We start from the raw sequence: 24735 nt of genomic DNA on the forward strand, positions 1-24735 counted from the left end.
AGGGTGGCGCCCACCGTGCGGGGGGCTCGCTCCCACCCAACGTATCGCCTATGGTCGCGCGCTCATTCAGTCCCTGGAGGGGGGAAATGGAGCGCTTGAACACGCTGGCCGAGCACATGCGTCATGTCGCGGGGTTGCTCGCCGAGGACGTGCTGGAGCCAGATCCGGAGCGGACGGACTGGAGCGGCATGAAGGTCCGCGTGGACATGGTGCGTGAGGGCATGGAGCGGGTGCTCGATGGCCTGTCCGGCGCGCTGGAGGAGGCCGACGAGGCCGAGATGAAGGCGCTCGTGCGCAAGCGGGTGGCGGGCGTGGCCAGCCGGGTCGCGGCGCTCCTGCAGGCCACGGGCAGCACCGAGGGCTGCCGCCGCCTGTTGGAGAAGGCCCTGAAGCTGTCCGAGGACGCCTCGCAGCGCGCGGAGCTCGAGGCCGCACTGGCCGAGCCCGAGGTCTTCTGCCGCTTCGCGTACGCGGGGTGGCTCCTGGGCAAGGGCCGCTTCGACAAGGCGGATTCCCTCCTCAAGCGCGTGGTGAAGGACACCCGCCAGCCGGTGCTGAAGCAGACGGCCCAGAGCGCGCTGCGGGGCTCGCGTCCCCTCAAGGGCGCCCCCACCCTCTTCCGCATCAACGGCTGCGGCGTGGGTCTGTACGGCAAGCGCGACGAGGCCCCGGATGGCTCCTATGTGGCCACGTACTTCATCAGCCTGATCTTCATCCCCGTGTTCCCGCTGACGGCCTACCGGGTGCGCGAGGTGGAAGGCAACGCGTACCAGTTCTACTCCAAGGAGTCGCTCGGCCCCGTGACGCGCACGTGGCAGCGGCTGGTGCTCGCCGGTGTCGCGGGAATGGTTCTCTGGTCGGGCGTGGACGGCTACCTGAACTCGCCGGAGCGTCTGGCGCGGCTGGCGCTGGAGGAGGCCCGGACGGCCGAGGCCACCCTCCCGCGCGAGCAGGCCATCGAGCGCTACCGCTCCGTCATCGACGCGCACACGGATGGTTCGGCGCGGGCCCAGGCGGCGGACGCCGTGGTGCGCCTGAGCCTCGCGGGCCTGCCCACGCCCTGCACGAAGGACACGCTGGAGGCGGTGGGCCGCGTGGTGACGGGCATCAGCACCCTGCCCTCCAGCGCGATCAGCGGCGAGCCCTCGGCCCGGTTCGGCGAGCGGCTCGACGCCTGCGCCCGGGAGATCGGCCAGGAGACGACGGCGGACGCGCGGGCGGCGCTCACGGTGGTGGAGGACGCGCTGCGGGTGGCGGGCACTCGCGCGCTGAAGGAGCGACGGGTGGCGCTCATGCGCGGCCAGGCGGAGCGGCTCGTGAAGGATCAGCCCCTGCGGGCGCTCTCGCTCTACGTCGAGCTGCCCGGCAAGGAGTCGCTGGACGCGGCCGAGGCCATCATCGACACCTTCGGTGAGGCGCCCTCGCTGTGGCTGGAGGCCTCCGGCGACGTGGAGGCGTGGACGAGGCACGAGGACCAGGACAACTCCCGTGGCGACAAGGTGGCCCTCTACCGCGAGCGGCTGGAGGCGGCCTCCGCCACGAGCGAGAAGGACAAGGCGCTCATCCAGGAGGGCGACGAGGCGAAGATCGCCCGGGCCCTGAAGGCGTCTCCTGGCAACCAGGAGCTGGCCGTGGAGCTGGCCAGCCTGGCGCGGGCCCGGGGTGATGCGAAGGGGGCCATGGCCACCCTGACGGCGCTCGGGCCCATGGGGCGGCTCACGGGCGATGCGCAGATGATACTCGGCCTGTGCTACCGCGACCTGGGACAACTGCCCGAGGCGGATGCGGTGCTCTCGTCCTACGTCGCCGATCGCCTGCAGCCCTTCCAGAGCGTGCAGCGCAAGTACGAGGAGGCGGCGAAGGCGCTGCAGGAGCGGCTCATCTCGCGGGCGCGCGCGGGCCAGCTCCCCGCGGAGGTGATGAAGCGGCTGGAGGTGGCCTCCGGCAGCGAGGAGCAGCAGCGGAAGATCTTCGACGAGTGGCTGTCCGCGCAGGTGGAGGCGGACTCCGGCCTGGAGAAGCTGCGCGAGGAGTACCTGCGTCACCAGTCGGTGGTGCCGACTTCGCTCATGCTGGGCATGTTGAAGCTGATGCGGGCCAACGAGACGGAAGGCGAGGCGCGCCAGGCCCTGCTGGGCGAGGCCGAGCGCGTCTTCCTCTCCATCCGCCAGGATGCCGAGGGCGACCCGCGCTTCCACCTGGGACTCGGGCAGGTGTACCACCGGCTCGGCCGGAGCGAGGAAGGCGACAAGGAGCTGCGCGGCGTGGTGGAGCGCAAGCAGCCGGCGCTCACGCTGCAGGTGGCCCATGTCTACCGCGAGCTGGATCGGCTCGACCAGGCCAGGCCCCTGTGCGAGGAGGTCTACGACACCGCGACGGAATCGGAGCTGAAGTACGGCGCGGCCAACTTGCTGGCGCGCATGGCCACGGACGATGACGAGGAGGAGAAGTGGCTGCGCAAGGGTGATCCGCGCTCGCCCACCATCCAGGACGATCTGCTGCAGTTGGAGGCCACCCGGGCCCTGCGCGAAGGCCGGCTCGAGGACGCCGATCGCGCCCTGGCGAAGAACGTGGCCTTCCGGGCCCACGAGGCGAAGCACAACTCGGCGGCCGCCAACAACACGGCCATGGCGCTCATGACCCGGTACCGGGCATCGGGAGACGTGACGCACCTGCGCTCGGCGGTGAAGTACCTGGAGGACGCGGTGCGGCTGGCACCAGACAACGCCCTGGTCGTGGGCAACTTGGCGTCCGCTCATGAGTACCTGGGCAAGGTGACCGTCCTGGAGCGCTTCGTGCGCACGACGCCGCTGCACCTGCAGGATGGCGAGGCCCAGGAGTTGCTCGCGGTGTTGCTCGAGGGCCCGCTGCGCGAGGAGGTGCTGAAGGCGCTGGACGCGGATCCCTCGCTGCGCCGCGGCCAGGAGCTGAGCCAGCAGGAGCAGACGCTGTCACCGGGGAAGGCCGCGGCCTGGGAGCGGCAGTTGCTGTGGCTGAGCTGGCACCGGGACACGCAGGGCCTGGCGTCGCTGGCGAAGCGGCTGGAGACGCTGCCGTCCTTCGAGGGAAGTGCCGGCGTCCTGGCCCGCAAGCAGTGGGAGTCGGGCGAGATGGACGCGCAGCTGGGCAAGTGGATGGCCCAGGGCGTGACCTGGGCCGAGGCGACACTGAAGCGGGCGAAGCAGACGAACCACGCGCCCACGATCGCGGCGGCCTGGCTCCTGCTGGGCGAGGCCCTCGACAGGCAGCGCTACCACGATCCGAAGCAGGAGCAGCTCGACAAGATGGTGGAGGCCTATCGCGAGGCCGGGAAGCTCTGGCCGCAGTTCGGCGTGGCCGGGTCCCTGGAGTGGGCGCTGGCCTCCGTGGCGATGGAGCGCGGGGCGGCGAAGTCCGAAGCCCTGGGGAAGGTATGGAAGGAGGAGCGGCGCATCCGGGGCCTGGGGACGATCATGCTCCAGGCGCTGACGGGCCCCGCGGGCGCGGAGGTGGCGGCGGCGCTGCGGGCTCAGTCGGAGCTGAAGGAAGCGGCCGAGCACGCACGTGAGCGGGCCAGGGTGCGCCCCGAGATGACGGACTGGGTGCTCGCCAAGGCGGCGGGAGACGTGGTGCTGGAGCAGGCGGCGGCCGCGGTGTTCGCGCGGCCGGACGTGGAGCTGAAGCTGGCCATCGACGCGAGGCTGGCGGGAGACCACCCGCGCGAGAAGGCGGAGCAGGAACTCTTCAAGCAGGGCAAGGCCCAGCAGGGCCGGCCCTGAGCACGGGAACGACAGGAGCGGATAATCGAACATGTTTGAAATCACCCACCGCATCGTTCAGACCAACGGCATCCACCTGCACATCGCCGAGGCCGGCCAGGGTCCCCTGGTGCTGCTGCTCCATGGCTGGCCGGAGTCCTGGTACTCGTGGCGCCACCAGATCCCCGCGCTCGCCGCCGCCGGTTACCACGTCGTGGCCCCCGATGTGCGCGGCTACGGCCAGAGCGACAAGCCCTGGGAGATCGAGGCGTACAGCATGAAGCAGCTGCTCGCCGACTGCACCGGCCTGCTCGATACCCTCGGGGAGAAGACCGCCGTCATCGTCGGCCACGACTGGGGCGCGGCGATGGCGTGGACCAGCGCCGCGCTCCACCCCGAGCGCTACCGCGCGGTCGTCAGCATGAGTGTGCCGCACCTCGGCCGCTCGCCCCAGCCGCCCACGCAGCTCTTCCGGCACATGTTCCAGGACACCTGGTTCTACATCCTCTACTTCCAGCAGCCCGGCGTCGCCGAGGCGGAGTTCGAGGCGGATGTCGCGAAGGCGCTACGCACCATCTACACCGGCACTCCCGGCTACGATCCCATGTCACCGGTCGTGCGCGCGAAGAAGCCAGGCGACGGCTACCTCGCTGGCCTCGAGGCCCCCTCCACCCTGCCCGCCTGGCTCACGGAAGAGGACCTCGCGTACTTCGTGAAGGAGTTCTCCCGCGGTGGCTTCCGCAGCAGCCTCAACCGTTACCGCAACATGGACCGGGATTGGGAGGAATTGCCCGAGCTCGCCACGATGAAGATCCATCAGCCCGCGCTCTTCGTCATCGGTGAACAGGACCCGGGACGCGCCTTCGCGCCGGTCGAGCCGATGAAGGCCCTGGTGCCTCACCTCCACGAGCCGGTCATCGTCCCGGGCGCGGGCCACTGGGTCCAACAGGAGCGCCCCGCCGAGGTCAATGCCGCGCTCCTCTCCTTCCTGAAAGGATTGCCCCCCTGAACAAGATCCACGAGGGCACCCGCCAGGTGCAGCGCATCGTCATGGCGCGCCAGCTGCTCGCCGGCGTCCAGTCTCTCCGAGGGCCGTGACTCGCCGACTGGTCATGGCGTGGTCGTGGTGAGGCTGCGAAGGGAGCACCCCTGATCGGTCAGGAATCGCTCAGGCCCCAGGCCCTTCCCACGAAATCGTGTTAGACTTGACTTACTCGTTTCCCCCTTCAGGAGGAGCATCGTGATTGTCATCTGGAGATGGTGGGCGGTAGGGATTGGGCTGCTGTGGATGGCGGGCTGCGGCGCGGCGGGTGAAGAGGTGCTGTCCCAGGGGCGGAGTGCCCAAGCGGTACAGAGCGGAGCATGGCGCATCGCCGCGGACGACCATACCCTGGCGCTGCGCTACGACGGGACCGTCTGGGCCTGGGGAGAGAACGGCAACGGAGAGCTTGGAGATGGCACGACACTCTCCAGGAGCACTCCAGCGCAGGTTCCGGGTCTGAGCGGGGTGTTGGCTGTTGCCGCGGGAAGGAATCACTCCCTGGTGTTGCGTGTCGATGGCACGGTCTGGGCCTGGGGCGGCAACTCCTCGGGACAGCTTGGCAACGGGACGACCACCAGCAGTCTGGTGCCGCTCCAGGTGCCGGGCCTCGGTGGCGTGAAAGCCATTGCGGCGGTGGCGTACTCCTCCTTCGCGTTGCTTTCCGATGGAACGGTGCGCGCCTGGGGCCGCAATGGTTTTGGCGTGCTCGGAGACGGGACGACGTCGGATCGCTACTCCCCGGTCCCGGTCCTCAATCTCTCCCAGGCCGTGTCCATCGCGGCCGGTGGTGACCACGCCTTCGCGGTGCTCGCCAACGGCACGGTGATGGGGTGGGGCTATAACTACTTTGGCCAGGTGGGAGACGGCACGACCATCAGCCGCACCGCTCCCGTCCCGGTGAAGAACCTCACGGGCGTGAGCGCCGTCTCCGTGATGGGGAGCAACTCCTCCGTGGCGCGGAAGTCCGACGGAACCGTGTGGAGCTGGGGTGACAACTGGGTCGGACAACTCGGCGTCGGTTCGGCGGTCAGCACCAGCCCCACTCCCGTCCAGGTCCCCGGTATCACCACGGCCGTGGCCATCCAGTCCGGGGTGGGTCACGGAATGGCACTGCTCGCCGACGGTACGTTGAAGGGCTGGGGTTACAACCTCTATGGCCAGATTGGCGACAGCACCACGAGAACCCGCTACACGCCCGTCCTGGTGCCAGGGCTTGCCCAGGTCGTGCATCTTGCCGCCGGTACCCTGCACTCCCTGGCGGTGACCGCTGACGGGAAGGTATGGGCCTGGGGCGACAACGCCCAGGGGACACTCGGAGACGGGACAACGACCCAGCGCCTCGCTCCCGTGACAGTCGTTGGGCTGCCACAGTAGGTGGCCGGCAGGACCCCTCAACAGGCCTTCAATCCTTCCTATGCGCCTCGACCCGCCTGCAGCTCACGGTGGAGTAGGAAACGACGTGAAGGCCGGCCTGTTTTGAACACAAACACTCGTAGGACGACCGGCACCGCGCCTCTTCCTTCGCGCCATGGACACGACCTCTCGTGTAGCCGACTTGTGGGGTAGGTCCACTCAAACCGGGGCAGGCGCAGGTGGTTGAGCACCCGGGGTCCGGGCTATTGTGAGGACATCCCCTGGAGGACCCTGTGAATCCCTCGCTGAAGATCACTGTGTGTGGCATCGAGTTCGAGAACCCCTTCCTCCTGGGGTCGGGGCCACCGGGCACCAACGCCCGGGTGATCGCCAAGTCCTTCGATCTGGGTTGGGGCGGAGTGGTGTGCAAGACTATCAGCCTGGACGCCTCGAAGGTGATCAACACCGCGCCCCGCTACGCCAAGGTGAAGGCGCGCGAGGATGACAAGGTGGTGGTGGGCTTCGAAAACATCGAGCTCGTCTCCGATCGGCCCTTCTCCACCTGGCTGGAGGAACTGCGCCAGCTCAAGAAGGCATACCCCCACAAGGTGCTGGTGGCCTCCATCATGGAGGAGTACAACAAGGAGGCTTGGCAGACGATCGTCCGCGAGGTGCAGGAGACAGGGGTGGACGCCTTCGAGCTGAACCTTTCCTGTCCGCACGGCCTGCCCGAGCGACGGATGGGCGCGGCCATGGGCCAGGACCCCAGCATCTGCGAGGAAGTGGTGGGTTGGGTCAAGGAGGTCTCGCGCATCCCGGTCTGGGCGAAGATGACGCCCAACGTGGGGGACCCGGTGTTGTCGGCCCGGGCATCGGCGAGGGCGGGGGCTGATGGACTCTCCACCATCAACACCATCCTCTCCATCGCGGGGGTGGATCTGCGGACGTTGCGGCCCATGCCCACCGTGGAGGGCTACTCCGTGCCGGGCGGCTACTCGGGCCAGGCGGTGCGGCCCATCGCGCTGCGGCACGTAATGGAGGTGGCCCGCGCGCTTCCCGGCATGCCCCTCTCCGGGATGGGCGGCATCGAGACCGGCTACGACGCCGCCCAGTTCCTGCTGCTCGGCTCGCACACCGTGCAGGTGTGCACCGGCGCCATGCTCCAGGGCTACGAGGTCATCGCCAAACTCAAGGAGGAATTGCAGGAGGTGCTGAGCAAGCACGAGCTCGCGTCGGTGCGCGAGCTCGTCGGCAAGAGCCTCCCGTATTTCACCACCCACGCGGACTTGGTGGAGCGCCAGCGCGCGGCCAAGGCAGCCAAGGTGACTGGGGGCAAGGACAACGAGACGTGGAAGGGCGAGATCAAGCGGGAGACGGACTCGCTCACCAGCGGGTAACTTCGTCACCCATGCCGTCGACGAAGCCGCCCACCGTGGCTACCCGTGTTGGTCCCCGGGTCAGGGGCTGACCCGGGGCCAACGCGTCCTACCTGTACCGGTAGGCCACGTCCACAGCCTGGCTCGTCGGACGCTCGGCCACCTTGACCGTCAGGACGCGGCTCGCGACGTCCCAGGTCCAGCTGCCCGCCGGCGCCGCCTTGCCGTCGAGGGTCACCGACTCCGGCTCCCGCGCACCCACGAACCGCACCGTCCACGCGCGCTTCTGCACCTGCCCGGCGAACGACCCGACAGGCCCGTCGACACGGAGCGCCGCGCTTTGGCCGTCCTCGGTGTAGCGGATGTCCGTGCGGGTGCTCTGCGTGCGGTCGGAGGTCGTGCCGTCGTCCTCGAAGAGGCTGGCGTGCCCCGTCGCTCCCGCCGCCACCGTGAGCGTGACCGCGTCCAGCGGGTTCTGGACGTCGTTGGTGACGTCCTTGCTGCGCGTGGGCACGATCCCGCCGGACCTGACGAACACCGGCATGGTGTCCAGCCCGGTGGTGAGGCTCTGGGTCGTGCCGCCCGCGTACGTCTTGCCGGTGAACCAGTCGGTCCACGAGCTGCCCGGCGGGAACCACACCGGGGTCGTGGCGGTGTTCCCGGGCGTGGTCACCGGCGCGACGAGCACGTCCGAGCCGTACAGGTACTCGCTGCCGGCCGTCGCGTACGCGTCCTGCTCGGTCGGGTACGCGAGGTACGTCGGCCGCACCACCGGGACGCCGGTCGCCTCCGCCTCACGCGCGAGCGTGTAGGTGTACGGCACGAGCGCCTCGCGCAGGTTGAGGAACTTCTTCGCCGACGCACCCCCGGCGCCCGGGTACTGCCAGGGCAGCCGGTCGCCGTGGTTGCTGTGCAGGCGATCAATCGGCTGGAAGGTGCCGAACTGGACCCAGCGGGCGTACAGGTCGTCGGGCAGCTTGTCCGTGCGCTGACCGTGGACGACGTCCGAGCCGGGGATGCCCCACAGGCCGCCGTTGTGCCCGCCGATGTCGTGGCTGATCGCCGACAGGCCGGTGGCAATGCCCTCGCCGGAGGTGAAGCCGATCTCGGCCGCGAGGGTCCCCCACGTCGAGGTGGTGTCACCGGTGAAGGGCAGCGTCGTGCGCTTGTCCGCCCACGGCCCGGTCGGCACCGCGGTCGGGTTGCTGTAGCCGCCCGCCTGCAGCGAGCCGAACGCGCGGGAGAACGCGAAGCCGCGGCCGATGCTGGAGTTCGTGTAGTCGGTGTACTGCTGGTTGATCCACGCGTCGCCGGTGACGCCGTCGATGTTGGCCTCGCTGGCGTCGCAGCACCAGTCGAGCCACCAGAAGTCGGTGCCCTGCTGCGTCATCGTGTCGTGCAGGCCGAAGAACGCCTTCAACTGGTCAGCATCGCCGAAGTCGAAGGTGTAGCACTCGGAGGCCTCGCCCGAGCAGCCGCCGGTGTGCCGGGTGAGCTTGCCCTTCGCGGTCGCCTGCGCGGCCGCGAACCGCGGGTCGGTCCGCAGGATGCTGGGATGGATGTTCAGGGTCGTGCGCAGGCCCTGCGAGCGCGCCCAGTCGAAGAACCCCTCGGGGTCGGGGAACTTGCTGGTGTCGATCTCCCAGCCGTTCCAGTAGTTGCCGGCCTTGAAGTTGGTGTCGACGACGAGGACGTCGAGGGGCACGCCCTCCGCGCGGAACCTCGGGAGCAGACCCTCCTGGAAGTCGGCCGCGGTGAAGTCGAGGTACTCGGAGAACCAGACGCCGTATGCCCAGCGCGGCAGCAGCTTCGACGGACCCGTGAGCGTCGCGAGGTCGCCGAGGGCCCGTGGGTAGTCCTGGCCGTAGCCGAAGACGTAGCCGTCCTGGTAGCCGCCCGGGTGCGCGGCGCGGGGAGTGAGCTTGCGCGACGCCGGGTCGTACTCCGCCGAGGCGGTGTCGTCCAGCAGCGACCAGCCGTCCTGGTAGAGAAGCCCCGGGTTGAGGATCGCGCTGCCCTTGTCGCCGTCGAAGGCGTCGAGGCCACGCCGGTAGCCGCCGAGCGCGGCGTGCGGCGCGAGCAGCGGCGCGTCGGTCTTCGTCAGCGCCACGGTGTCGACGTTGACCGCGCACCCGCCGGCCTGCGGGCAGCTCAGGCGCACGTCGCTGGTGCCGCTGGGGAGGGTGACGTCCGTACGCACCGTGCGCCAGCTGTCCCAGTCGCTCGTGGTCGGCAGCGTGAGGGTGGAGGCCGCGCCCGTACCTGCCTGCACGGTTACCGCGCCCGGCGTCTTCAGCCCGCGGGAGTAGCGCAGTTGCAGCGAGTACGTGCCAGCCGCCGGAACGCCGACCGCGCGCACGGTCATCCGCGAGCCGGTGACGTCGAGCCCCGCCGCGAACCCCTTGCCGCTGTAGCCGTTGTGATCCTTGGCGGTCCTCGCGCCGCCGGACAGGCCCGCGGACTCCGCCTCACAGATGCCGCCGAAGCCGCAGACCCCACCCGCCGTGCTGCCCGGCGCGGGAAGGCCCGTGCCGGCCGGGCCGATGGCCAGGCTGTCGATGTTGACGTTGCCGGCGTCGGTCGCCTGCCGCACGAGCGTGACGTGGTTGGTGCCGGCCGCGAGGTGCACCGGCACGGTGACGGGCTTCCAGGCGTCCCAGCTGCCCGTGGGCGGCATGGAGACGGGGGGGCTCGAACCGCCCTCGACCCTCAGCGTCACGCCGGCCTGCGACGCGAAGCCGTTGGCGTAGCGGGCGGTCAGCTCGTAGTCGCCGGCGGCGGGCGCGTCGATGGCGAAGCCAATCGAGTCACCCACGCCCTCGAAGCCCGCGGCGAACCCGTTGCCGGTGTAGTTGAGGTGGTCGGTCGCCAGGTGCATCAGGCCGGTGAGCGCGAGCGCCTCGGCCTCGCAGAGCGCTCCGAAACCGCAGGTCCTCGGCGCCTGCGGGTACGCGTCGCCGGACTTGAGCAGCGCGAGGCTGTCGATGTTGAGCTGGCCCGTGTCCGACCTGGTGCGTGTCAGGGCAACCACGTGCGGCCCGGCGATCAGGTCGAGGGGCAGTGACAGGTGGCCCCAGGAGTCCCAGTTGCCGGTGCGCGGCAGCGAGAACTGGCGCGCCGACCCGCCGTCGACCGTGAGCGTGAGCGTGCGCGGGTCGCCGAGTCCGTTCGCGTAGCGCAGGTCCAGGACGTAGGAGCCGCCCGCCGCGGGCGCGACCTGGAAGGTGACGCGGGTCCCGGTCCCTTCGAAGCCCGCGGCGAAGCCGGTGCCGGTGAAGCCGGTGTGGTCGCGCGCCTCGCTGATGCCTTCGAGCACGAGGCCCTCTGCCTCGCAGAGCACGCCGAGCGCGCAAGTCGGGATGACCCGGCTCGCCCAGGGGCGCGCCTCGACGTCCTGCGTGCCGGCCTTCAACCTGACGACGAGGTTCTCGTCGGTGAACTGGCCGGAGCCCACCTTGTAGCGCAGCGTCAGCGCGCCGGTGTCGATGACGAGCCAGCCGTCCTCGGTACGAGTCGTGAAGCTCGTCTTGCCGAAGCCGCCCCGCCCGATGGCGTTGAAGGTCGGGGCGTCGAGGAAGCGGGCGTCACCCGCGTACTCCGTGCGGATGAGCGTGGGGCTGAGCACCTCGAAGCGGGCCTTGCCCGAGATGACAGCCGTATTGGAGACCGGGGACTGCGGGGCGTCCGGGGGCTGTGGGGCGTCCGGGGGCGTCGCGGGCGCAGTGCAAGCCGCCGAGGCTGACGCGATCGCTGCGAGCAGCGCGAACGTACGCGCGCGGCCCGCTCCTCTCCTGAGTACAGCGCGACTTTGCATCGAAAGAGTCCTGCTCATTGTTCGAGCTTCCTTCCCTTCACGAGGGCGTGGCCGAGACGGCTCGCACCGGTGCTTTCTTTCCTCAGGGCTCGAACGTGCGCGAGCCTCCGGTGCGCGCTTCCTCGGATCAGGGTGGCAGCTCTTCCGGAGGCATCCAAGAATAAACTGCTTACCTTAACATCCCTGGTTTGTGGCTCACTCAACACTGTCTTGGGAGGCTGCTCCCCGTGGACACCCGGCTCGCGTTGGCCGTCGCAAAGACACGTGCCAGGCAGACCCTCGGCTCCAGCCCTCACTCATGCGCCTCGGCATGGCGCAGCAGCTCGTCCACGGAGCCCACCAGCACCCGGTTGTCTCCCACGGCCGTGGCCACCACCGGTGCGCTCGTGGCCGCCGTGAGGAGCGTTACCTCGGGCCCTCCCTCTGGCAGAGTCAGGGAGGCGCTGACCTTGTCGTGCAGATGAGGGCGGAAGTGGAGCGCGCTCCAGCTCCGGCCAACGAGGCTGCCGTCGGGCAGGAACACCGTTTCGTGTTCCCACCAGGACGTCAGAAGAGGCGTCGGGCTCTGGCTGTTCTCGAGCACCGCGAAGCCGGTTGCCCCGACTCCTCCGCTGCTGTCCCTCCACGGGTTTGGAGCTACCGCCAGGTGCCCGGCCGGGCTGAACGATACCGAGCCTGAGTAGTGCAGCGTTCCCACGAGACGTTGCTGCAGGAGGGTGCCCGTCGCCACCTCCACCACGGCGAAGAAGGCGCTCTCCGTGGTATGCCCATCGACGTTGAGTGCCGCCAGGGTCCGACCGTCCGGAGAGAACGCAAGGGACCAGTGGCCTTGGGTCTCGTCCTGAGACAGCAGCTCGACAGGGGTTCCACCCGGGGCGAGCACGACCACGTGGGTGCCAGCGGGAGTGCTCTTTGTTCCCAGCCCCACGGCGATGTGGCCGCCGTGTGCAGTCACTGCCAGGGCGATGACGGGCTGCTCCCACTGCACGCGCTGCACATCCGCGCCAGAGGGGAAGGCCCAGCGCCGGAGTGTCCCGTCCCGCCCGCCGATGAGCAGGTGCTCCCCCTCGGGCGTGAAGCACAGCGCATTGACCGGGCCCACGTCGGCGCGAACTGCCAGTGGGGTCCCCTGCTGCGCGCTCCACAACCGGAGTCCGTCCATCCCCCCTGTCGCCAGGAGCGTGCCGTCCGCACTCAAAGCAAGACAGCGTGCCTCGTGATGGTCCACCAGGTGCATGAAGTTCTTCATCGTTGATGGGGCAGGCGCACCTTCATGGCTCGCGAGGCTGTATGAGCCTCCAGGCGAGGGGCATCCACAGGCCGGCGAGGGTTGCCTTGAGCAACCCACCGGGGAGGAAGGGCAGGAAGCCCTTGTGCAGGGCCGTGGCGAGGTCGAGCGGGGCCGCCACACAGAGCCAGGGCACGCCGATGGCCAGGATGACGAGCTGGCCAGCGAGGAAGAGCGGGACCGCCTTCCATGCCACCCTGTCGAAGCCGTGCCGCGCCGCGAGGCCCACGAGGAAGGCCGCGGGGATGAAGCCCACCAGGTAGCCGCCGGTCGGCCCGAGCACCTGTGCCCAGCCGCTGGCCCCCTTGGAATAGAACGGCAGTCCCACCGCCCCGAGCAGGACGTAGGCGAGCTGCCCGGCCATGCCACGCACGGGCCCGAGCGCGGCGGCCATGAGGACGACCGCGAGCGTCTGGCCCGTGATCGGCACCGGGGAGCCCGGCACCTCGATGGCGACCTGCGCGAGCAACGCGGTGAACAGCGCGGCGCCAAGCACGAGCGCCCCATCATGGACGCGCGTGCGTGCGAAGACGTCGGCCAGGACGCGAGGTGGTGGAGAACCAGAGGGGCGTGGAGACACCATCCCATGCTCAGCGAGGAGGAGCTCCGATGCAAGACGTCAGCGAGCCCGGGGAACGTGAGCCGCTCCAGACCTCACATGATTGGGGGAACTCGCGAGTCCACTCCCGGGACCAATGGCTTCGCCTATATTCAGTTCCTGGCCCGTCCCGCCACCAGGTGGAATCGGTCAGGCACACCTCCAGGAAACACCATGACTCAGATCAATTTGATGTCACCCGAAGTCCTCACGAATCCCTACCCCTACTACGCGGAGCTGCGGCGCCTGAGCCCGGTGTGTCAGGTCGAGCCGCATGGCATGTGGGCGGTGTCCCGCTATGAGGACGTGCTCTTCGTTCTCAAGAACCCTTCCCTCTTTTCGTCGTCGGGTTTCACGGTGGCGTGGCAGCCGGCCTGGGTGGGCTACAACCCGATGGCCAATTCAATGATTACCCGGGATCCGCCGCAGCACACGCGGCTGCGTGCCCTGCTGCTGCGTGCGTTCGGACCCGCCACCATCGCCCGCTTGGAGCCACGCGTGCGGGCCACCGCCGAGAGGCTCGCGAGCGGTCTCGTGGACGGCGCTGACTTCATCCAGACGCTGGCGTTGCCCGTGCCCGCGTATGTCATCAGCGAGATCCTCGGGCTCGATCACCAGCTCCTTCCCTATTTCAAGCAGTGGTCCGATGACATCGTCGCGATCACTCCCTCCCCCGCGTCTCCCGAAGCCGCCGAGCGCATTCGCGGCACCATCGCGAAGCTGACGGAGTATGTGGGGAAGGTGATCGAAGAGCGGCGCCGCGCGCCCGCGGACGACACGGTGAGCGATCTGCTGCGCGCGGAGGTGGAGGGACAGCGGTTGACGGACGTGGAGATCAAGGACTTCCTCATCCTCCTCTTGATCGCCGGACTGGAGTCCACCACGAACCTCCTCGGCAACTCGCTCCTCTTCCTCGCCGACCATCCCGAGATGATGGCCCACCTGCGGGCCGAGCCCTCGCTGATTCCGTCGTTCATCGAGGAGATGCTCCGCTACGACGGCGTGGCGCCGGGGGTTCCCCGGCTCGCGGCCAGCGACGTCACGCTCGCGGGAGTGACCATTCCGCAAGGCTCGATGGTGTTCCCGCTCATGTCCTCCGCCAATCGAGACGAGCGGAAATTTCCGGATCCGGATCGCTTCGATCTGCACCGGGGCTCCCAGGGCGGCCTCGCGTTCGGACAAGGCGCTCATTTCTGCCTGGGTGCGATGCTCGCTCGGATGGAGGTGCGAATCGTCCTGGAGACGGTGCTCGCGCGCTTCCAGCGGGTGGAGCGGCTCCTGGGGAACATTCAATACCAGTGCGCGCTCACGACGCGCGGGCCCGTCGCGCTGCCGCTCCGGTACATCCCCGTCGGTGGTTGAACGCCCTCTGGGTGGAAGGCGTCGCGTGCGTTCTGGGTTGCACGCGACGCGAAGCCGAAGCAACGGTTCAAACGGTTTTGCGGCCCGGGCACCGTGTACCTCGCCCGCCGGGGCCACCAGCGCGTCGCCCTCGAGCTGGGTGCCCCGCGACGCCTGGGGCGAGCGCGAGGGAATTCGAGAAAAAATAAAAAGCGCAAAAATTTCCCTTCACACGGATGAGTCCATCCCCTCACACACGCGCGGTGCACCCGCGCACATCCGGAGACTCCATCCATGTCCCTTCGTTGTCTGTCGCTCGCGGTTCTCCTCTCCCTCTCTGCCTGCACCTCGCAGGGCCCCGCCGGTCCCGCCGGTCCCGCCGGCCTCCAGGGTCCTCAAGGTCCCCAGGGTCCTCAAGGTCCCCAGGGTCCGGCCGCGAGCGGTGACTTCAGCTGCACGCCCAACACCGCCTTCTGTGACGGCAATCGGGTCGCGTTCTGCACGCGCTCGGGCAAGGACGCCGTCTCGCCCCAGGCCTGTGCGTCGGGCACCACCACCAACCCCGTCTCCTGCCACACGGACAAGTGTGGAGACGGCAGCACCGCGTGCTGCCGCCCGCTGAAGCCCACCTGCGCGTGGAACATCGCGGAGCCCGCGATCACGGGCGAGTACTACGAGGGGGTTTCTTCCGGGCTCACCTACTGCACCCCGCCCTCGAGCTGCGGTGACACCCTCGAGTTCTCCCTCACGTATGAGGACAACTCGGACAAGTGTGGCTCAGACGGCGACTACATGCACGTCAGTGTCGAGATCGACCGGACCGTCACCTTGGGAGAGGCCATCACCCTGCCGGACTCCCGCGTGTCCATCAACTACAACAACGCGGGCGTCCACTGCCCCGGGGGTGATTGGGCGGGTAGCGCCACCCTCGTCCGTACCACGCCCAACTGGGCCATCTCCCTGGACGTGAGCTGCGAGCGCGACGCCACCGTGAAGCTCAAGGGAGACTTCTCCGGCGACATCTGACCGGACGAGTCTGGCCCCCGGCGCCCCCTCCCGCTCGCCGGCCCTGGGTGCCGGTGGCCCACCCCACCCCGCTCGTTCTACGGTGGCGTGGGCGTGGCGTACTCCAGCCGATGAAGACAACCCGAAGCGTCAGACGCGCAGGGTGCGGCCGAACAGCGCGAGCATCGTCTTCCAGTGCCGCTCGGAGGCCTGAGGGGTGAAGGCCGGCGAGCCATTCACGGCGAAGCCATGGCCCGAGCCCTCATAGAGCTCGGATTGGAAGGTGACGCCCGCCTTCTTCAGCGCTTCCTCCAGCCGGGCGATGGACGCGGCCTCCATGAAGACATCCTTGTCGGCGTGGCCGAAATAGAGCTCGCCCCGGAGTTTGTCCGCGAGCAGGTGCGGGCTCCGCGGGTCATCCGTGGCCAGGTGTCCGCCGTGGTACGAGGCCGCCGCGGCCACCTGCTCCGGGAAGCCCGCCATCATGCGCATGGCGACGGCGCCGCCCATGCAGTAGCCCACCACGCCAATGCCTCCCCTCTTCACCTCGGGCCGCGAGGTGAGGAAGCCCACCTCCGCGGCAGCATCCGTCAGGATGCGCTCGGGCGTCAGGGTGGCGAGGAGCGCGAAGACTCGCTTGCGGAAGGACTCGTCCGCCATCGAGCCCTGACCCAGCAGGGGCGCGCGGCCCTCGCGGTAGTAGACGTGGGGCAGCAACACCACGTAGCCCTCCGACGCCAGCCGCTGCGCCATCGCCTCGAACGCGGGACGGGTGCCCCCGGCGTCCGAGATCATGACCACGCCCGGCCATGGGCCCTGGCCCTCGGGGGAGAACAGCTTCGCGTCCATCGTTCCGTCGGCAGTCTGGATGTCAATCGATTGCACGGGCATGGAATGATACCTCGGGGTTGAACAAGAGGGGGTGGGTGTCAGGAAGAAACAGGGCGCCGCTCATGCCTGGAATCGTCGGTCATCCGCGTGACGCCAGGTGCCCCATATCAGGCCCCGTGTGTCGTCTGTTCAACCGTGTGTTGTCTCGATGGCGATTGGCTTTTTTGTCACCTACGGAGCGTGCGGGTCCGTTATAGCGTGGCTCTCCACCTTTGCGGGAGTTCCCATCATGCCATCTCTTCGTTCATCATTGCTCTCCCTCGCCTTTCTCGCCGCCTGCGGCGACGCGACGAGCGCCGACCCCGACAGCCCGGAGAGCCGCTCCGAGGCGATCGCCGCGGGCTTCTCCATCACCGAGGTCGCGGATTTCAATTCGCCCTGGGCGATGACCTTCCTGCCGGACGGCCGGATGCTGGTGACCGAGAAGGCGGGAACGCTCCACCTCGTCTCGGCGGACGGAACGCAGCGCAAGACCGTCACCGGCACGCTCGCCGTGTCCAGCGCGGGTCAGGGCGGACTGATGGACGTGGTGCTCCATCCCCAGTTCGCGCAGAACCGGCTCGTCTACTTCAGCTACTCCGAGTCGCGCTCGAGCGGCAAGGGCGTGGCGCTCGCGCGGGGCACCTTCACCGACGGCACCTCGCCCTCACTGGCCAACGTGCAGGTCATCTTCCGGGCCACGCCGTATGTGAGCGGAGATGGCCACTTCTCCGGCCGCATCGCCTTCTCTTCCGACGGCAAGCTGTTCTTCACCAACGGAGATCGGCAGAAGTTCGATCCCGCCCAGGATCCCACCGCCACGCTCGGCAAGGTGCTGCGCCTCAATGACGATGGCACCCCCGCCGCGGGCAACCCGCTGGCCGCCCGGGGCTTCCACCCCGCCGTCTGGTCCTATGGCCACCGCAACCTGCTCGGCCTCGCCTTCGACGCGAGCGGCAACCTGTGGGAGCAGGAGATGGGTCCCCAGGGCGGCGACGAGGTGAACCTCATCCAGCCCGGCCTCAACTACGGCTGGCCCAACGCCTCCAACGGCAGCCACTACGACGGCCGTGACATCCCCGACCACCGCGCGGGCGACGGCTACGAGGCTCCCAAGGTGTGGTGGAACCCCGTCATCTCGCCCGGCGGCTTGATGGTCTACTCGGGCAAGCTCTGGCCGGAGTGGAAGGGCGACCTGTTCATCGGCGGCCTGTCCAGCCAGTCGCTGGTGCGCGTCGACCTGAACGGCACCTCGGCGTCCAAGGGCGACCAGTGGAACATGAACAGCCGCATCCGCGAGGTCGAGGAGGGTCCGGACGGCAGCATCTGGCTGCTCCAGGACGGCCAGAGCGGCTCCCAGGGCAAGCTCCTGCGGCTGCGTCCCGCCCCCTGATCCACCCGCGCTCCGAGACGGAGGGGGTGGCTCGACTCGCACCTGGGTGATGGCCTCACCTGGGTGCGGAACTCGGGACTGCACCCTCCTGTCTCGTGGAGCCGTGCCGCCCTCGGCGGCTGCCTGCTGGCCTTCGAGCGCGACCAGTTCATCCGGCTGCCCCTTCGCGGCCTCGGCCCAAAACGAAAGCCCCGCGATGTCCGAGGAGAAATCCGGGGCCTTGCGACATCCCTTGCTGTGGAGGCGGCGGGAATCGAACCCGTGAACGAGGCGATAGAAAACCCTAAGCAGGACGCGCTGTTACCCGCTATCACCTTGATTCTCCTCGGGTTCGTCATCCCGTCCCGTCCCACCCTGCGGCAGGGGCATCGGCTCGAACGGCTGCGAGGGCTCAAACGGGGCGATGCTGGAGGGATAGGAGGGATAAGTCGAGGCGCGAGCGGCCTGGGTACCCGGCCCCCCTCCAGTCACGGGCAAGCGGTCCCTGTTCCGACACCGTCCGCGAGCGCGCGCCCACAGGCCCGAGCTGCGACTGCCGTGTGTGCCCCCCTCCACCTGCCCCGAGCCGCAGCAGCCGCGCCGCTGGAGCCCTCTCGCGCGCCCCTGGTTCGCGCCTCACCGTTCCACAGGCCCGGCAACCTCGCGTCCTGGGAGCCCTCCACGGGCCCGAGTGAGCTGTTGGCTGCATTGGCACGCCCCCCTGGCTCGAGTTGCGGCTGCTGCACCTTGCCCCTCTGCCGCTCCCCCCGCGTGCTCGTCCCTTGCTGTCGGGACGGGGTGGCATCTTCCGAACAGCCCCACCAGGACCCGCCAGGTCCTGACTTCATCGGAGGATGTAGCCATGCGTTTCCGAGCGTGGATTGCCCTGCTGCTCTACGTTTCCGCCTGCGCTACGTCAGCGCCTGGCCCAAGAGAGCCAGCGGCCCGAGACCCGAGGCTCGCCAACCTCCAGCGAGCGGCGAAGCTGCCCTGGACGGACGGGGGGAGGTGCGCCGTCCGCGAAGCTTCCGAGCCCTGGCCCGTGCTGGCGGAGCGGTGCTATCAGGCCCTCGACCATGACCGGCTCGAGTTTCACGACCTCACGGGACGATGCGCGTTGGCCTCCGCGGGCGCCGCGGCCATGGGGCTCGGGGTCTGGGAGCCTGCATTGAAATACCTCTATTCGTTGGAATGGGGGTGACTACGGTGGCGTTGTCTGCGAGTTCGTGCGCTCCGTCCTCTGGCGAGAGCCTCCTTGATGCGCCGCTCGTGCGCGTGGGTCAGCCGGAAGCACAAAAACCCCCCTGGCAGATCGCGCTCGGGAGTGAGGATGTGGGCCTTCACCCAGTAACGCACCGTGCTTTCAGAAACCCCGTATTTCTCAATGAGCCCACGGGTGGTGTAACGGCCATCTGGGAGGCGCGCTGGCAATCGCGGGTTGCCAGAGCGGCCCGGCTGCCTTCCTGGTCTGTAGCCACGACTGCGCGCCATGGCCAGCAGCGATTGCAGTTCGGGCGTCATCTCGAACCAGAAAGCACCCCTCTTTTTGTCGCGCACCGGTGTGATACGCCCTTGCTTCACCCAGTAGCGGACCATCGGAGCCGATACCCCGTAGCGCGAAATCAGACCCCGCATGGAATAGCGCCCCTGCTCATCTTGCTCGGGCAGGGGACTGGCGGACACCCCAGGGGGGCGCCCCGCGCGGATTGCGTGTCCTCGGCGAAGCGGCCCCACGGTCGTGCTCGTGAAGGCACGGCCCAGGCTGTTTTTCAGGCCAAGCCGGTTGAGCTCAGCCGCTATCTGCGGGTCGCTGTACTTCTTGCCGGCCAATTCACGCACGACAGCAATGACTGGCTCGGGCGCCTTGCGGGAATCCGCCGCGGTGGGCCGGGGTGTCTGCAACTCGCTGATGGCCCCCGTCTTCCAGAGAATGCGGATGCGGACTGCTCGCTCAGGCGCGTCCACTGGCGAAAGCACGACATCCTGGATGAGGAGCCGAAGCATCCGCTTCTTGTCCACGGTGGTGGTGGTGGGGGCGTTCCACAGCCCTGGCAGGTCTCGCGCCAACGCGAGGATGGCCTTCTTGTCCTGGGCCGACAGCTCGAGCTTCTGCTTGCCTTTGGCCTCCTCGTACTCTTGCTCCACCTGAGCAAGCTCCTGGAGCTTCTGGTTCCAACGCGCCTCCAGCGTGCGTGCGACGATTCGGTTTTCCGGCTCGACGGCATTGTACTGGCGCTCGGCGCGTTGGGCCTCGTAGCGCGCCCGCTCCAGACGCAGCTTCCACTGCCGGGCCAGGCTGTTGGCCTGTCGCTCCACCTCCTTGAGGACGGCGAGCGAGAGGTCCAACTCGGGCGGGGCCATCGCCTCGAGAAAGGTCTCAACTACCTTGTCGTCAATGCGGCGAGCGCCGGTGGACCAGCAGCGGCCTTCACCGTATTCAGTCCGGATGCACTCGTAGACTGGGGTACTGGCAACGGGAAAGCTCGAGTGCATCCTCCGTCCACACCTGCCGCAGAGGACGAGTCCCTGCAGCAACGCCTTGCCACTGCGAGCCGCACCGCGCATGTAGACTCCAGGGATGCGAGTCGCATTCTCCTCGATGCGCTTCAAGTTTTCCGTGTACTCCTCCCAGGTAATGTACGCCGGGTGGGCGTCTTTCACGAAGGCCTGCCACTGCTCGGGCGCGGCGAGCTTCTCTTGCTTGCACCGCACCGCTCCATCGATGAGGGCACACCGCTCGCGATTTCGTCCCCACGCGTAGGCACCTGCATAGGTGGGATTGCGCAGAATGGTCAGCGCGCGGTGGGTGGTGAGCGGGTGCCATTGGATTTCGGCGTGGCCGTCTCGATGGGCATGGTGCGAGGGGAAGAGCAGCCCATGGCGGGTGAAATAACGTACGGCGCGGGCCACGCTGCCATCCAGGCGGAAGCGCTCGAACAGAAGGCGTATGGCCTTTTGCACCTGTTCGTCTGGGTCGAGGACGAGAGCGCCGTTGTCGAAGACGTAGCCTGTTGGTGGGGGGAAGGCCAGCTCGCCTTTCTTCGCTTTGTGCAGGATGCCACCCCGCAGCCGCTGGCGCATGAGGTGAATCTCGGCGTCGCTCATGGTTCCCTTCATGCCGAGCACCAGCCGGTCGTTGAAGTCGCTGGCGTCATAGATGCCCTCTTCGTCGACGATGAGCGTGTCCGACAGTGCACACAGGTCCATCAGTCGGTGCCAGTCGGCAGAGGAGCGCGCCAGGCGCGACACCTCCAGCGAGAAAATGGCCCCCACCTTCCCAAGACTGACGTCGGCGGCCAGCCGCTGGAAGCCAGCGCGCTGAGCGGCACTGGTGCCACTCTGGCCGAGGTCCTCATCAATGACCTCTATCCGAGCGGCATCCCAACCAAGCTTCTTGGCGAACTCGACCAGGTCGTACTGTCGCTCGGTCGACTGCTGGTGCTCATGGACCTGCATCAGGGTGGATTGGCGGATGTACACCAGCGCCGGCCTGTCCAGGTGCTTCGGCCGAACCTTTTCGCTCATCGCATGCCTCGCGTCGGGAGTGGGGCCTTGCCAGGGCCTTCAGCAGCACGCTGGCCACGACGCCGAGCCACTCGTGCTTCATCGGTTCCGGGAGTGCGGCGTAGAGCGCTCCGGGTGAGCCCGCCCGGGGCGGACTCCCGGTGCCGCTCGTGCGCCGCGCTGGCCTCTTGGCCTTTCCCATCGGACCTGTTGCTTAGGTCATCGACGAGGGCGCGTAGTTCGCGCAGTGCGCCCGGGTGCAGCTTTGGACACTTCCTACCGACCTTGAGCGGCGGTGGCCGGGGGCGTAGGTTGGTCCAGTCAACAGGAAGCAACGCCGGATGTCCGTCCGGGAAGAGCACGCGGACACAGGGGCGGCCGAGCTTGCGCTGGTACCCCAGCAGCGCAAGCTCACGGCCTGCGAATGGATGGAGCGGGTGGGTGATGCTCACCGAATCTAACGGCGGCTGCGTCCATGACGGGGTCTTTTGAGATGGGTTTCTGCGTCCTCGCGGCGCCGGAGCTCGTGGTGGGCGCGGTAGTTGTGGCGGGCGTGGTGGTGGTGGGCTTCGCCATCAAAGAGGCCCTGGAGGCTTACGAGAAGAGGGGCCGTCCCCAGGTTCGGCCGCCTACGCTGCCGGTGCCGGAGACGCAGCCGGTGCCTGAAGTGAAGCCCGTGCCGGAAGCGCGGCCCGTGCCTGTAACGAAGCCCGCCCCGCAGGAGACCTCGCCGGAAAAAGGGCCCAAGCCGGAGCCCAAGGGGCCGGATTTTTTCCCGCCGCTGGAGCCACCCGAGGCTTTGGAGCGAGAGCGTCGCCGCAGGTGCGAACCCATCCCGGTGCCGCACGAGGGCAAGGATGACGCGCATAACAAGTGCGCCGATCAGTTTCCGCCCAACCGCTATCCCGGAATGGACGTGCTCGTGGACGGTGTGAGCTTCGATGCGCTGCAAGTCGGCGTGCGTGTGCTGTGGGAAATCAAGACTCATCGGTTCGACACGTACCCTGACTTCATCCAAGACAAGGAAATCAAGAAAGAGATGATCCAAATAGAAAAGCAGCGAAAAGCTGCGGCGACATGTGGATATGGTTATGTCGTTGGGGTAAGCACCGAAGCGCACAAATCCGCGCTACTCGATGAAGATCTCACTCTCAATGTTGTTGTTACAGGGTGCAAGCGATGACTAGGCGGAGGACACTCATTTTCATTGCCTACGCGCCTGCGCTTTTGGGAAACGACCGCCGCGCGCTCAATAGCATCCATGGAATGGAAAAGGCGCTCCCCGGTTTGCGCCTGGAGTGGCAGCTCTCCGAAAGCGGGCGACCCATCGCCTTGCCGCAGCGCGACGCGTGGCTCGTAAAAGGCATTGAGGACGGGGGATTTCCCCTTCTGTGCAACGGGGACGAGAATTACCCCGTGACAGCTTGGGGAATGGGAAGATCAGGGCTCATCAGCGCAGGCGGTCAGGACCAGTTTGAAGTGCATGCAAAACTGCCACTAGGCGAGCCCGCGATCGCAGCAGCAGCAAATGTGCTGGAAGGAATGGCGGAAGGGGCGCGCGCATTTTGGGGGCGCGTGCTGCCGAACGGAGTTGCGGCGGAGATGGCGCAGCAGGTTCGTCATTCGGTGGAGCAGCCCCATGCTCCGCCCCGGGGGCTTCCAGCGCTCAATCTTCCCTCGCACATTCGCTCGCCAGTGATTCCACATCACCTCGGGTGGCTGAATTACTGGTCGTCCGCTACCGCACGGGCTCTCGGCTTTCCGGACCCGGCCCGCGACGCGGAGCTACTGTCACGCTCACGGCGTACCGCGACGGGCGGGTGGGTCGTGCAGCTCACCGATGCGCCGCTCGACCTCGACAACCCTGCCCACCTGGACGCGCTTAAACGGGCCTACGAGCGCTTCCCGGAGATTGGCGGACGCTCCACCCCTTGAGACTCGGCACGGCTCGCGCTGGCCGTGCTCAGGGCCCCTTCGCATTCCCCTCGGGGAAGGTGACGTTCCCGAGGGTGACTGTACGGGGCCCCCCCTGCCTCCCACATCCAGGACGTAAGCGTGCGGTAGCGAAGTTCCCGGTACGCCCGCACCGGAGTGCCTTTGCGCTCTTCGCGGGAGACGGAGCACACCAGCCGCTGCACTTCCTCCAGCGAGCCCGCGGCGGCGTCGAGGTCAGCGGTGCGCAGCCTGGCGCACAGCAGGAAGTCGCCGGCGAAGATGTAGAGCGGCAGGTAGCAGTAGTTGCCGTAGTAGCCGTGGAAGAAGCGGTCCTCCTGTCCAGCCGGTTGAGTGTGCTCGGGCTGGCCAAGGGCTGCTTCTGGGGCTCCGACTTGCCCACCACGGCCGCGAGCAGCGGGTCGTGCGGAGGCAGGCGAGCTGGGACGCGGACTGCCCCGGTACGTGGCCCCTTTCTCAGGGGCGGGTCGGTCGTCGTGGAATGCCTCGCTTCAAATCATTGCTTGCAAAGTGGAGACTACCTCCGTATTTCAAGTGGAGCAATCCTCCACTTGTAGGGACGATCATGGCAAAGAAGAGTGAGACGGTGCTGGTGCTGGGGGCGACCGGACAGCAGGGCGGCGCAACCGCACGGGCGTTGGTGTCGGAGGGCCGGCGCGTTCGGGCATTGGTGCGGGACGAGCAAAGCAGCAAGGCGCGCGAGCTGGCAGCTCTGGGGGTCGAGCTGGTGCGTGGCGACTTCGGAGAAGCTGCTTCCCTCGAACGGGCCATGAGCGGCGTCCACGGGGTCTTCACGGCACTGCCCAGCTCCGCGGATGCCCAATACGGGCTCACCGACGACGATGAGGTGCGGTTCGGCATTGCCGTGATCGACGCCGCCAGGCGGGCCGGTGTGCAGCACCTGCTCTACAGCTCAACCATCGGTGCGAGTCCCGACCTCGGCCTCGGCCACTACAAGAGCAAGTGGCAGATCGAGCAGTATCTTCGTCAGAGCGGCGTGCCGTTCAGCATCGTGCGGCCGGCGCCGTTCATGGAACTCCTGCTGTCTCCTTATTTTGGCCTGCGCCACGGCGTGGCGACGTTCTTCGGGGCGCCGGACCAGATCGTCCAGTTCATCGCGGTCCAGGATGTCGGCGCCATCGCGGCGAAGCTGCTTGTCGATCCAACCCCCAGCTTGGGCCGCACCCTCGATATCGCGAGCGATGCCCTCTCGGGCAACGACATCGCGGCGAAGATCAGCCGAGCGACGGGCCGGCACGTGCCCTACCAACAGATTCCAGCCGAAGCCGCTGCACAGAGCCCGATGCTCGCCCGCCTCTTGCAGGCGATGACCCATGGCAAGCTGACGGGCCATGCGGACCTTCCGGCACTGCGCGCGTTGTATCCCGGTTTGCTGACCTTCGAGCAATGGCTTGCAGCGGGTTACGCGGGAGACATCATGAAAGTTCTGCCTCCGACTCAGGCACGATGAAGCTCCCCTCC

General features: G+C 68.0%; 15 protein-coding genes and 2 pseudogenes. 11 read left to right on the forward strand and 6 right to left on the reverse strand.

Features of this window, described 5'->3' with window-relative positions:
- Positions 1 to 86 precede the first annotated feature (86 nt).
- From CYFUS_RS27290 to preA, 4 genes are all read left to right on the forward strand, one after another.
- A complete protein-coding gene (locus CYFUS_RS27290; RefSeq protein ID WP_095987902.1) occupies positions 87 to 3758 on the forward strand; it encodes a tetratricopeptide repeat protein in 3672 nt (1223 codons plus the stop codon).
- Between the two features lie 31 nt (positions 3759 to 3789).
- A complete protein-coding gene (locus CYFUS_RS27295) occupies positions 3790 to 4746 on the forward strand; it encodes an alpha/beta fold hydrolase (protein WP_095987903.1) in 957 nt (318 codons plus the stop codon).
- 231 nt (positions 4747 to 4977) lie between these two features.
- Positions 4978 to 6153, forward strand: coding sequence for an RCC1 domain-containing protein (locus CYFUS_RS27300; RefSeq protein ID WP_157758681.1), 1176 nt, complete (start codon positions 4978 to 4980; stop codon positions 6151 to 6153).
- A 272-nt stretch (positions 6154 to 6425) separates the two neighbouring features.
- Positions 6426 to 7529 carry an NAD-dependent dihydropyrimidine dehydrogenase subunit PreA gene (gene preA / locus CYFUS_RS27305; protein WP_095987905.1) on the forward strand — a complete coding sequence of 368 codons (1104 nt, stop codon included), beginning with the start codon at positions 6426 to 6428 and terminating at the stop codon, positions 7527 to 7529.
- Between the two features lie 88 nt (positions 7530 to 7617).
- On the opposite strand, the gene CYFUS_RS27310 is transcribed toward preA, so the two are convergent.
- From CYFUS_RS27310 to CYFUS_RS27320, 3 genes are all read right to left on the reverse strand, one after another.
- Positions 7618 to 11322: a TIM-barrel domain-containing protein gene (locus CYFUS_RS27310; protein ID WP_157758682.1), complete on the reverse strand. Its 3705-nt coding sequence runs from the start codon at positions 11320 to 11322 to the stop codon at positions 7618 to 7620.
- Between the two features lie 292 nt (positions 11323 to 11614).
- Positions 11615 to 12559 (reverse strand): WD40 repeat domain-containing protein, encoded by a 945-nt coding sequence (locus CYFUS_RS27315; RefSeq protein WP_198316096.1) that lies wholly within the window; start codon positions 12557 to 12559, stop codon positions 11615 to 11617.
- A gap of 34 nt (positions 12560 to 12593) precedes the next feature.
- A complete protein-coding gene (locus tag CYFUS_RS27320) occupies positions 12594 to 13193 on the reverse strand; it encodes a biotin transporter BioY (protein WP_095987908.1) in 600 nt (199 codons plus the stop codon).
- 189 nt (positions 13194 to 13382) lie between these two features.
- On the opposite strand from CYFUS_RS27320, the gene CYFUS_RS27325 reads away from it, so the two are divergent.
- Positions 13383 to 14570 carry a cytochrome P450 gene (locus CYFUS_RS27325; protein ID WP_095987909.1) on the forward strand — a complete coding sequence of 396 codons (1188 nt, stop codon included), beginning with the start codon at positions 13383 to 13385 and terminating at the stop codon, positions 14568 to 14570.
- 273 nt (positions 14571 to 14843) lie between these two features.
- Complete coding sequence (locus tag CYFUS_RS51845; RefSeq protein ID WP_095987910.1) at positions 14844 to 15575, forward strand: hypothetical protein; 732 nt, start codon at positions 14844 to 14846, stop codon at positions 15573 to 15575.
- 129 nt (positions 15576 to 15704) lie between these two features.
- Here the strand turns inward: CYFUS_RS51845 and CYFUS_RS27335 are convergent, their stop codons facing one another.
- Positions 15705 to 16445: a dienelactone hydrolase family protein gene (locus CYFUS_RS27335; protein ID WP_095987911.1), complete on the reverse strand. Its 741-nt coding sequence runs from the start codon at positions 16443 to 16445 to the stop codon at positions 15705 to 15707.
- Between the two features lie 229 nt (positions 16446 to 16674).
- Between CYFUS_RS27335 and CYFUS_RS27340 the strand changes: the two genes are divergently transcribed.
- Positions 16675 to 17817: a PQQ-dependent sugar dehydrogenase gene (locus CYFUS_RS27340; protein ID WP_095987912.1), complete on the forward strand. Its 1143-nt coding sequence runs from the start codon at positions 16675 to 16677 to the stop codon at positions 17815 to 17817.
- Positions 17818 to 18658: 841 nt separating this feature from the next.
- Positions 18659 to 18949 (forward strand): annotated as a pseudogene (locus CYFUS_RS53000) (hypothetical protein); the annotation flags it as partial.
- A 26-nt stretch (positions 18950 to 18975) separates the two neighbouring features.
- On the opposite strand, the gene CYFUS_RS27350 reads toward CYFUS_RS53000, so the two are convergent.
- Positions 18976 to 21321 (reverse strand): recombinase family protein, encoded by a 2346-nt coding sequence (locus CYFUS_RS27350; protein ID WP_095984307.1) that lies wholly within the window; start codon positions 21319 to 21321, stop codon positions 18976 to 18978.
- 454 nt (positions 21322 to 21775) lie between these two features.
- On the opposite strand from CYFUS_RS27350, the gene CYFUS_RS27355 reads away from it, so the two are divergent.
- Positions 21776 to 22483, forward strand: coding sequence for a DUF6310 domain-containing protein (locus tag CYFUS_RS27355; protein WP_232536827.1), 708 nt, complete (start codon positions 21776 to 21778; stop codon positions 22481 to 22483).
- Positions 22480 to 23235, forward strand: coding sequence for a DUF5953 family protein (locus CYFUS_RS27360; RefSeq protein WP_095992255.1), 756 nt, complete (start codon positions 22480 to 22482; stop codon positions 23233 to 23235). The genes CYFUS_RS27355 and CYFUS_RS27360 overlap by 4 nt, the downstream gene beginning before the upstream one ends.
- 188 nt (positions 23236 to 23423) lie before the next feature.
- On the opposite strand, the pseudogene CYFUS_RS53005 reads toward CYFUS_RS27360, so the two are convergent.
- Positions 23424 to 23573 (reverse strand): annotated as a pseudogene (locus CYFUS_RS53005) (transposase); the annotation flags it as partial.
- A gap of 245 nt (positions 23574 to 23818) precedes the next feature.
- Here CYFUS_RS53005 and CYFUS_RS27370 point away from each other — a divergent pair.
- The gene (locus tag CYFUS_RS27370) at positions 23819 to 24724 is read left to right on the forward strand and encodes an NmrA/HSCARG family protein (RefSeq protein ID WP_095987913.1); all 906 of its coding nucleotides are present in this window, start codon (positions 23819 to 23821) and stop codon (positions 24722 to 24724) included.
- The last annotated feature ends 11 nt before the right edge of the window (positions 24725 to 24735 follow it).

It is taken from the genome of Cystobacter fuscus (assembly GCF_002305875.1).
Lineage (GTDB): Bacteria > Myxococcota > Myxococcia > Myxococcales > Myxococcaceae > Cystobacter > Cystobacter fuscus_A.

What these genes read in the sequence shown, in the direction of transcription:
- CYFUS_RS27325 (WP_095987909.1), top strand. Translation starts at nt 13,383, where the DNA reads ATGACTCAGATCAATTTGATGTCACCCGAAGTCCTCACGAATCCCTAC.
- CYFUS_RS27350 (WP_095984307.1), bottom strand. Translation starts at nt 21,321, where the DNA reads ATGAGCGAAAAGGTTCGGCCGAAGCACCTGGACAGGCCGGCGCTGGTG.
- CYFUS_RS27315 (WP_198316096.1), bottom strand. Translation starts at nt 12,559, where the DNA reads ATGCACCTGGTGGACCATCACGAGGCACGCTGTCTTGCTTTGAGTGCG.
- CYFUS_RS27310 (WP_157758682.1), bottom strand. Translation starts at nt 11,322, where the DNA reads ATGCAAAGTCGCGCTGTACTCAGGAGAGGAGCGGGCCGCGCGCGTACG.
- CYFUS_RS51845 (WP_095987910.1), top strand. Translation starts at nt 14,844, where the DNA reads ATGTCCCTTCGTTGTCTGTCGCTCGCGGTTCTCCTCTCCCTCTCTGCC.
- CYFUS_RS27360 (WP_095992255.1), top strand. Translation starts at nt 22,480, where the DNA reads ATGACTAGGCGGAGGACACTCATTTTCATTGCCTACGCGCCTGCGCTT.
- CYFUS_RS27340 (WP_095987912.1), top strand. Translation starts at nt 16,675, where the DNA reads ATGCCATCTCTTCGTTCATCATTGCTCTCCCTCGCCTTTCTCGCCGCC.
- CYFUS_RS27295 (WP_095987903.1), top strand. Translation starts at nt 3,790, where the DNA reads ATGTTTGAAATCACCCACCGCATCGTTCAGACCAACGGCATCCACCTG.
- CYFUS_RS27370 (WP_095987913.1), top strand. Translation starts at nt 23,819, where the DNA reads ATGGCAAAGAAGAGTGAGACGGTGCTGGTGCTGGGGGCGACCGGACAG.
- CYFUS_RS27335 (WP_095987911.1), bottom strand. Translation starts at nt 16,445, where the DNA reads ATGCCCGTGCAATCGATTGACATCCAGACTGCCGACGGAACGATGGAC.
- CYFUS_RS27355 (WP_232536827.1), top strand. Translation starts at nt 21,776, where the DNA reads ATGACGGGGTCTTTTGAGATGGGTTTCTGCGTCCTCGCGGCGCCGGAG.
- CYFUS_RS27290 (WP_095987902.1), top strand. Translation starts at nt 87, where the DNA reads ATGGAGCGCTTGAACACGCTGGCCGAGCACATGCGTCATGTCGCGGGG.
- CYFUS_RS27320 (WP_095987908.1), bottom strand. Translation starts at nt 13,193, where the DNA reads ATGGTGTCTCCACGCCCCTCTGGTTCTCCACCACCTCGCGTCCTGGCC.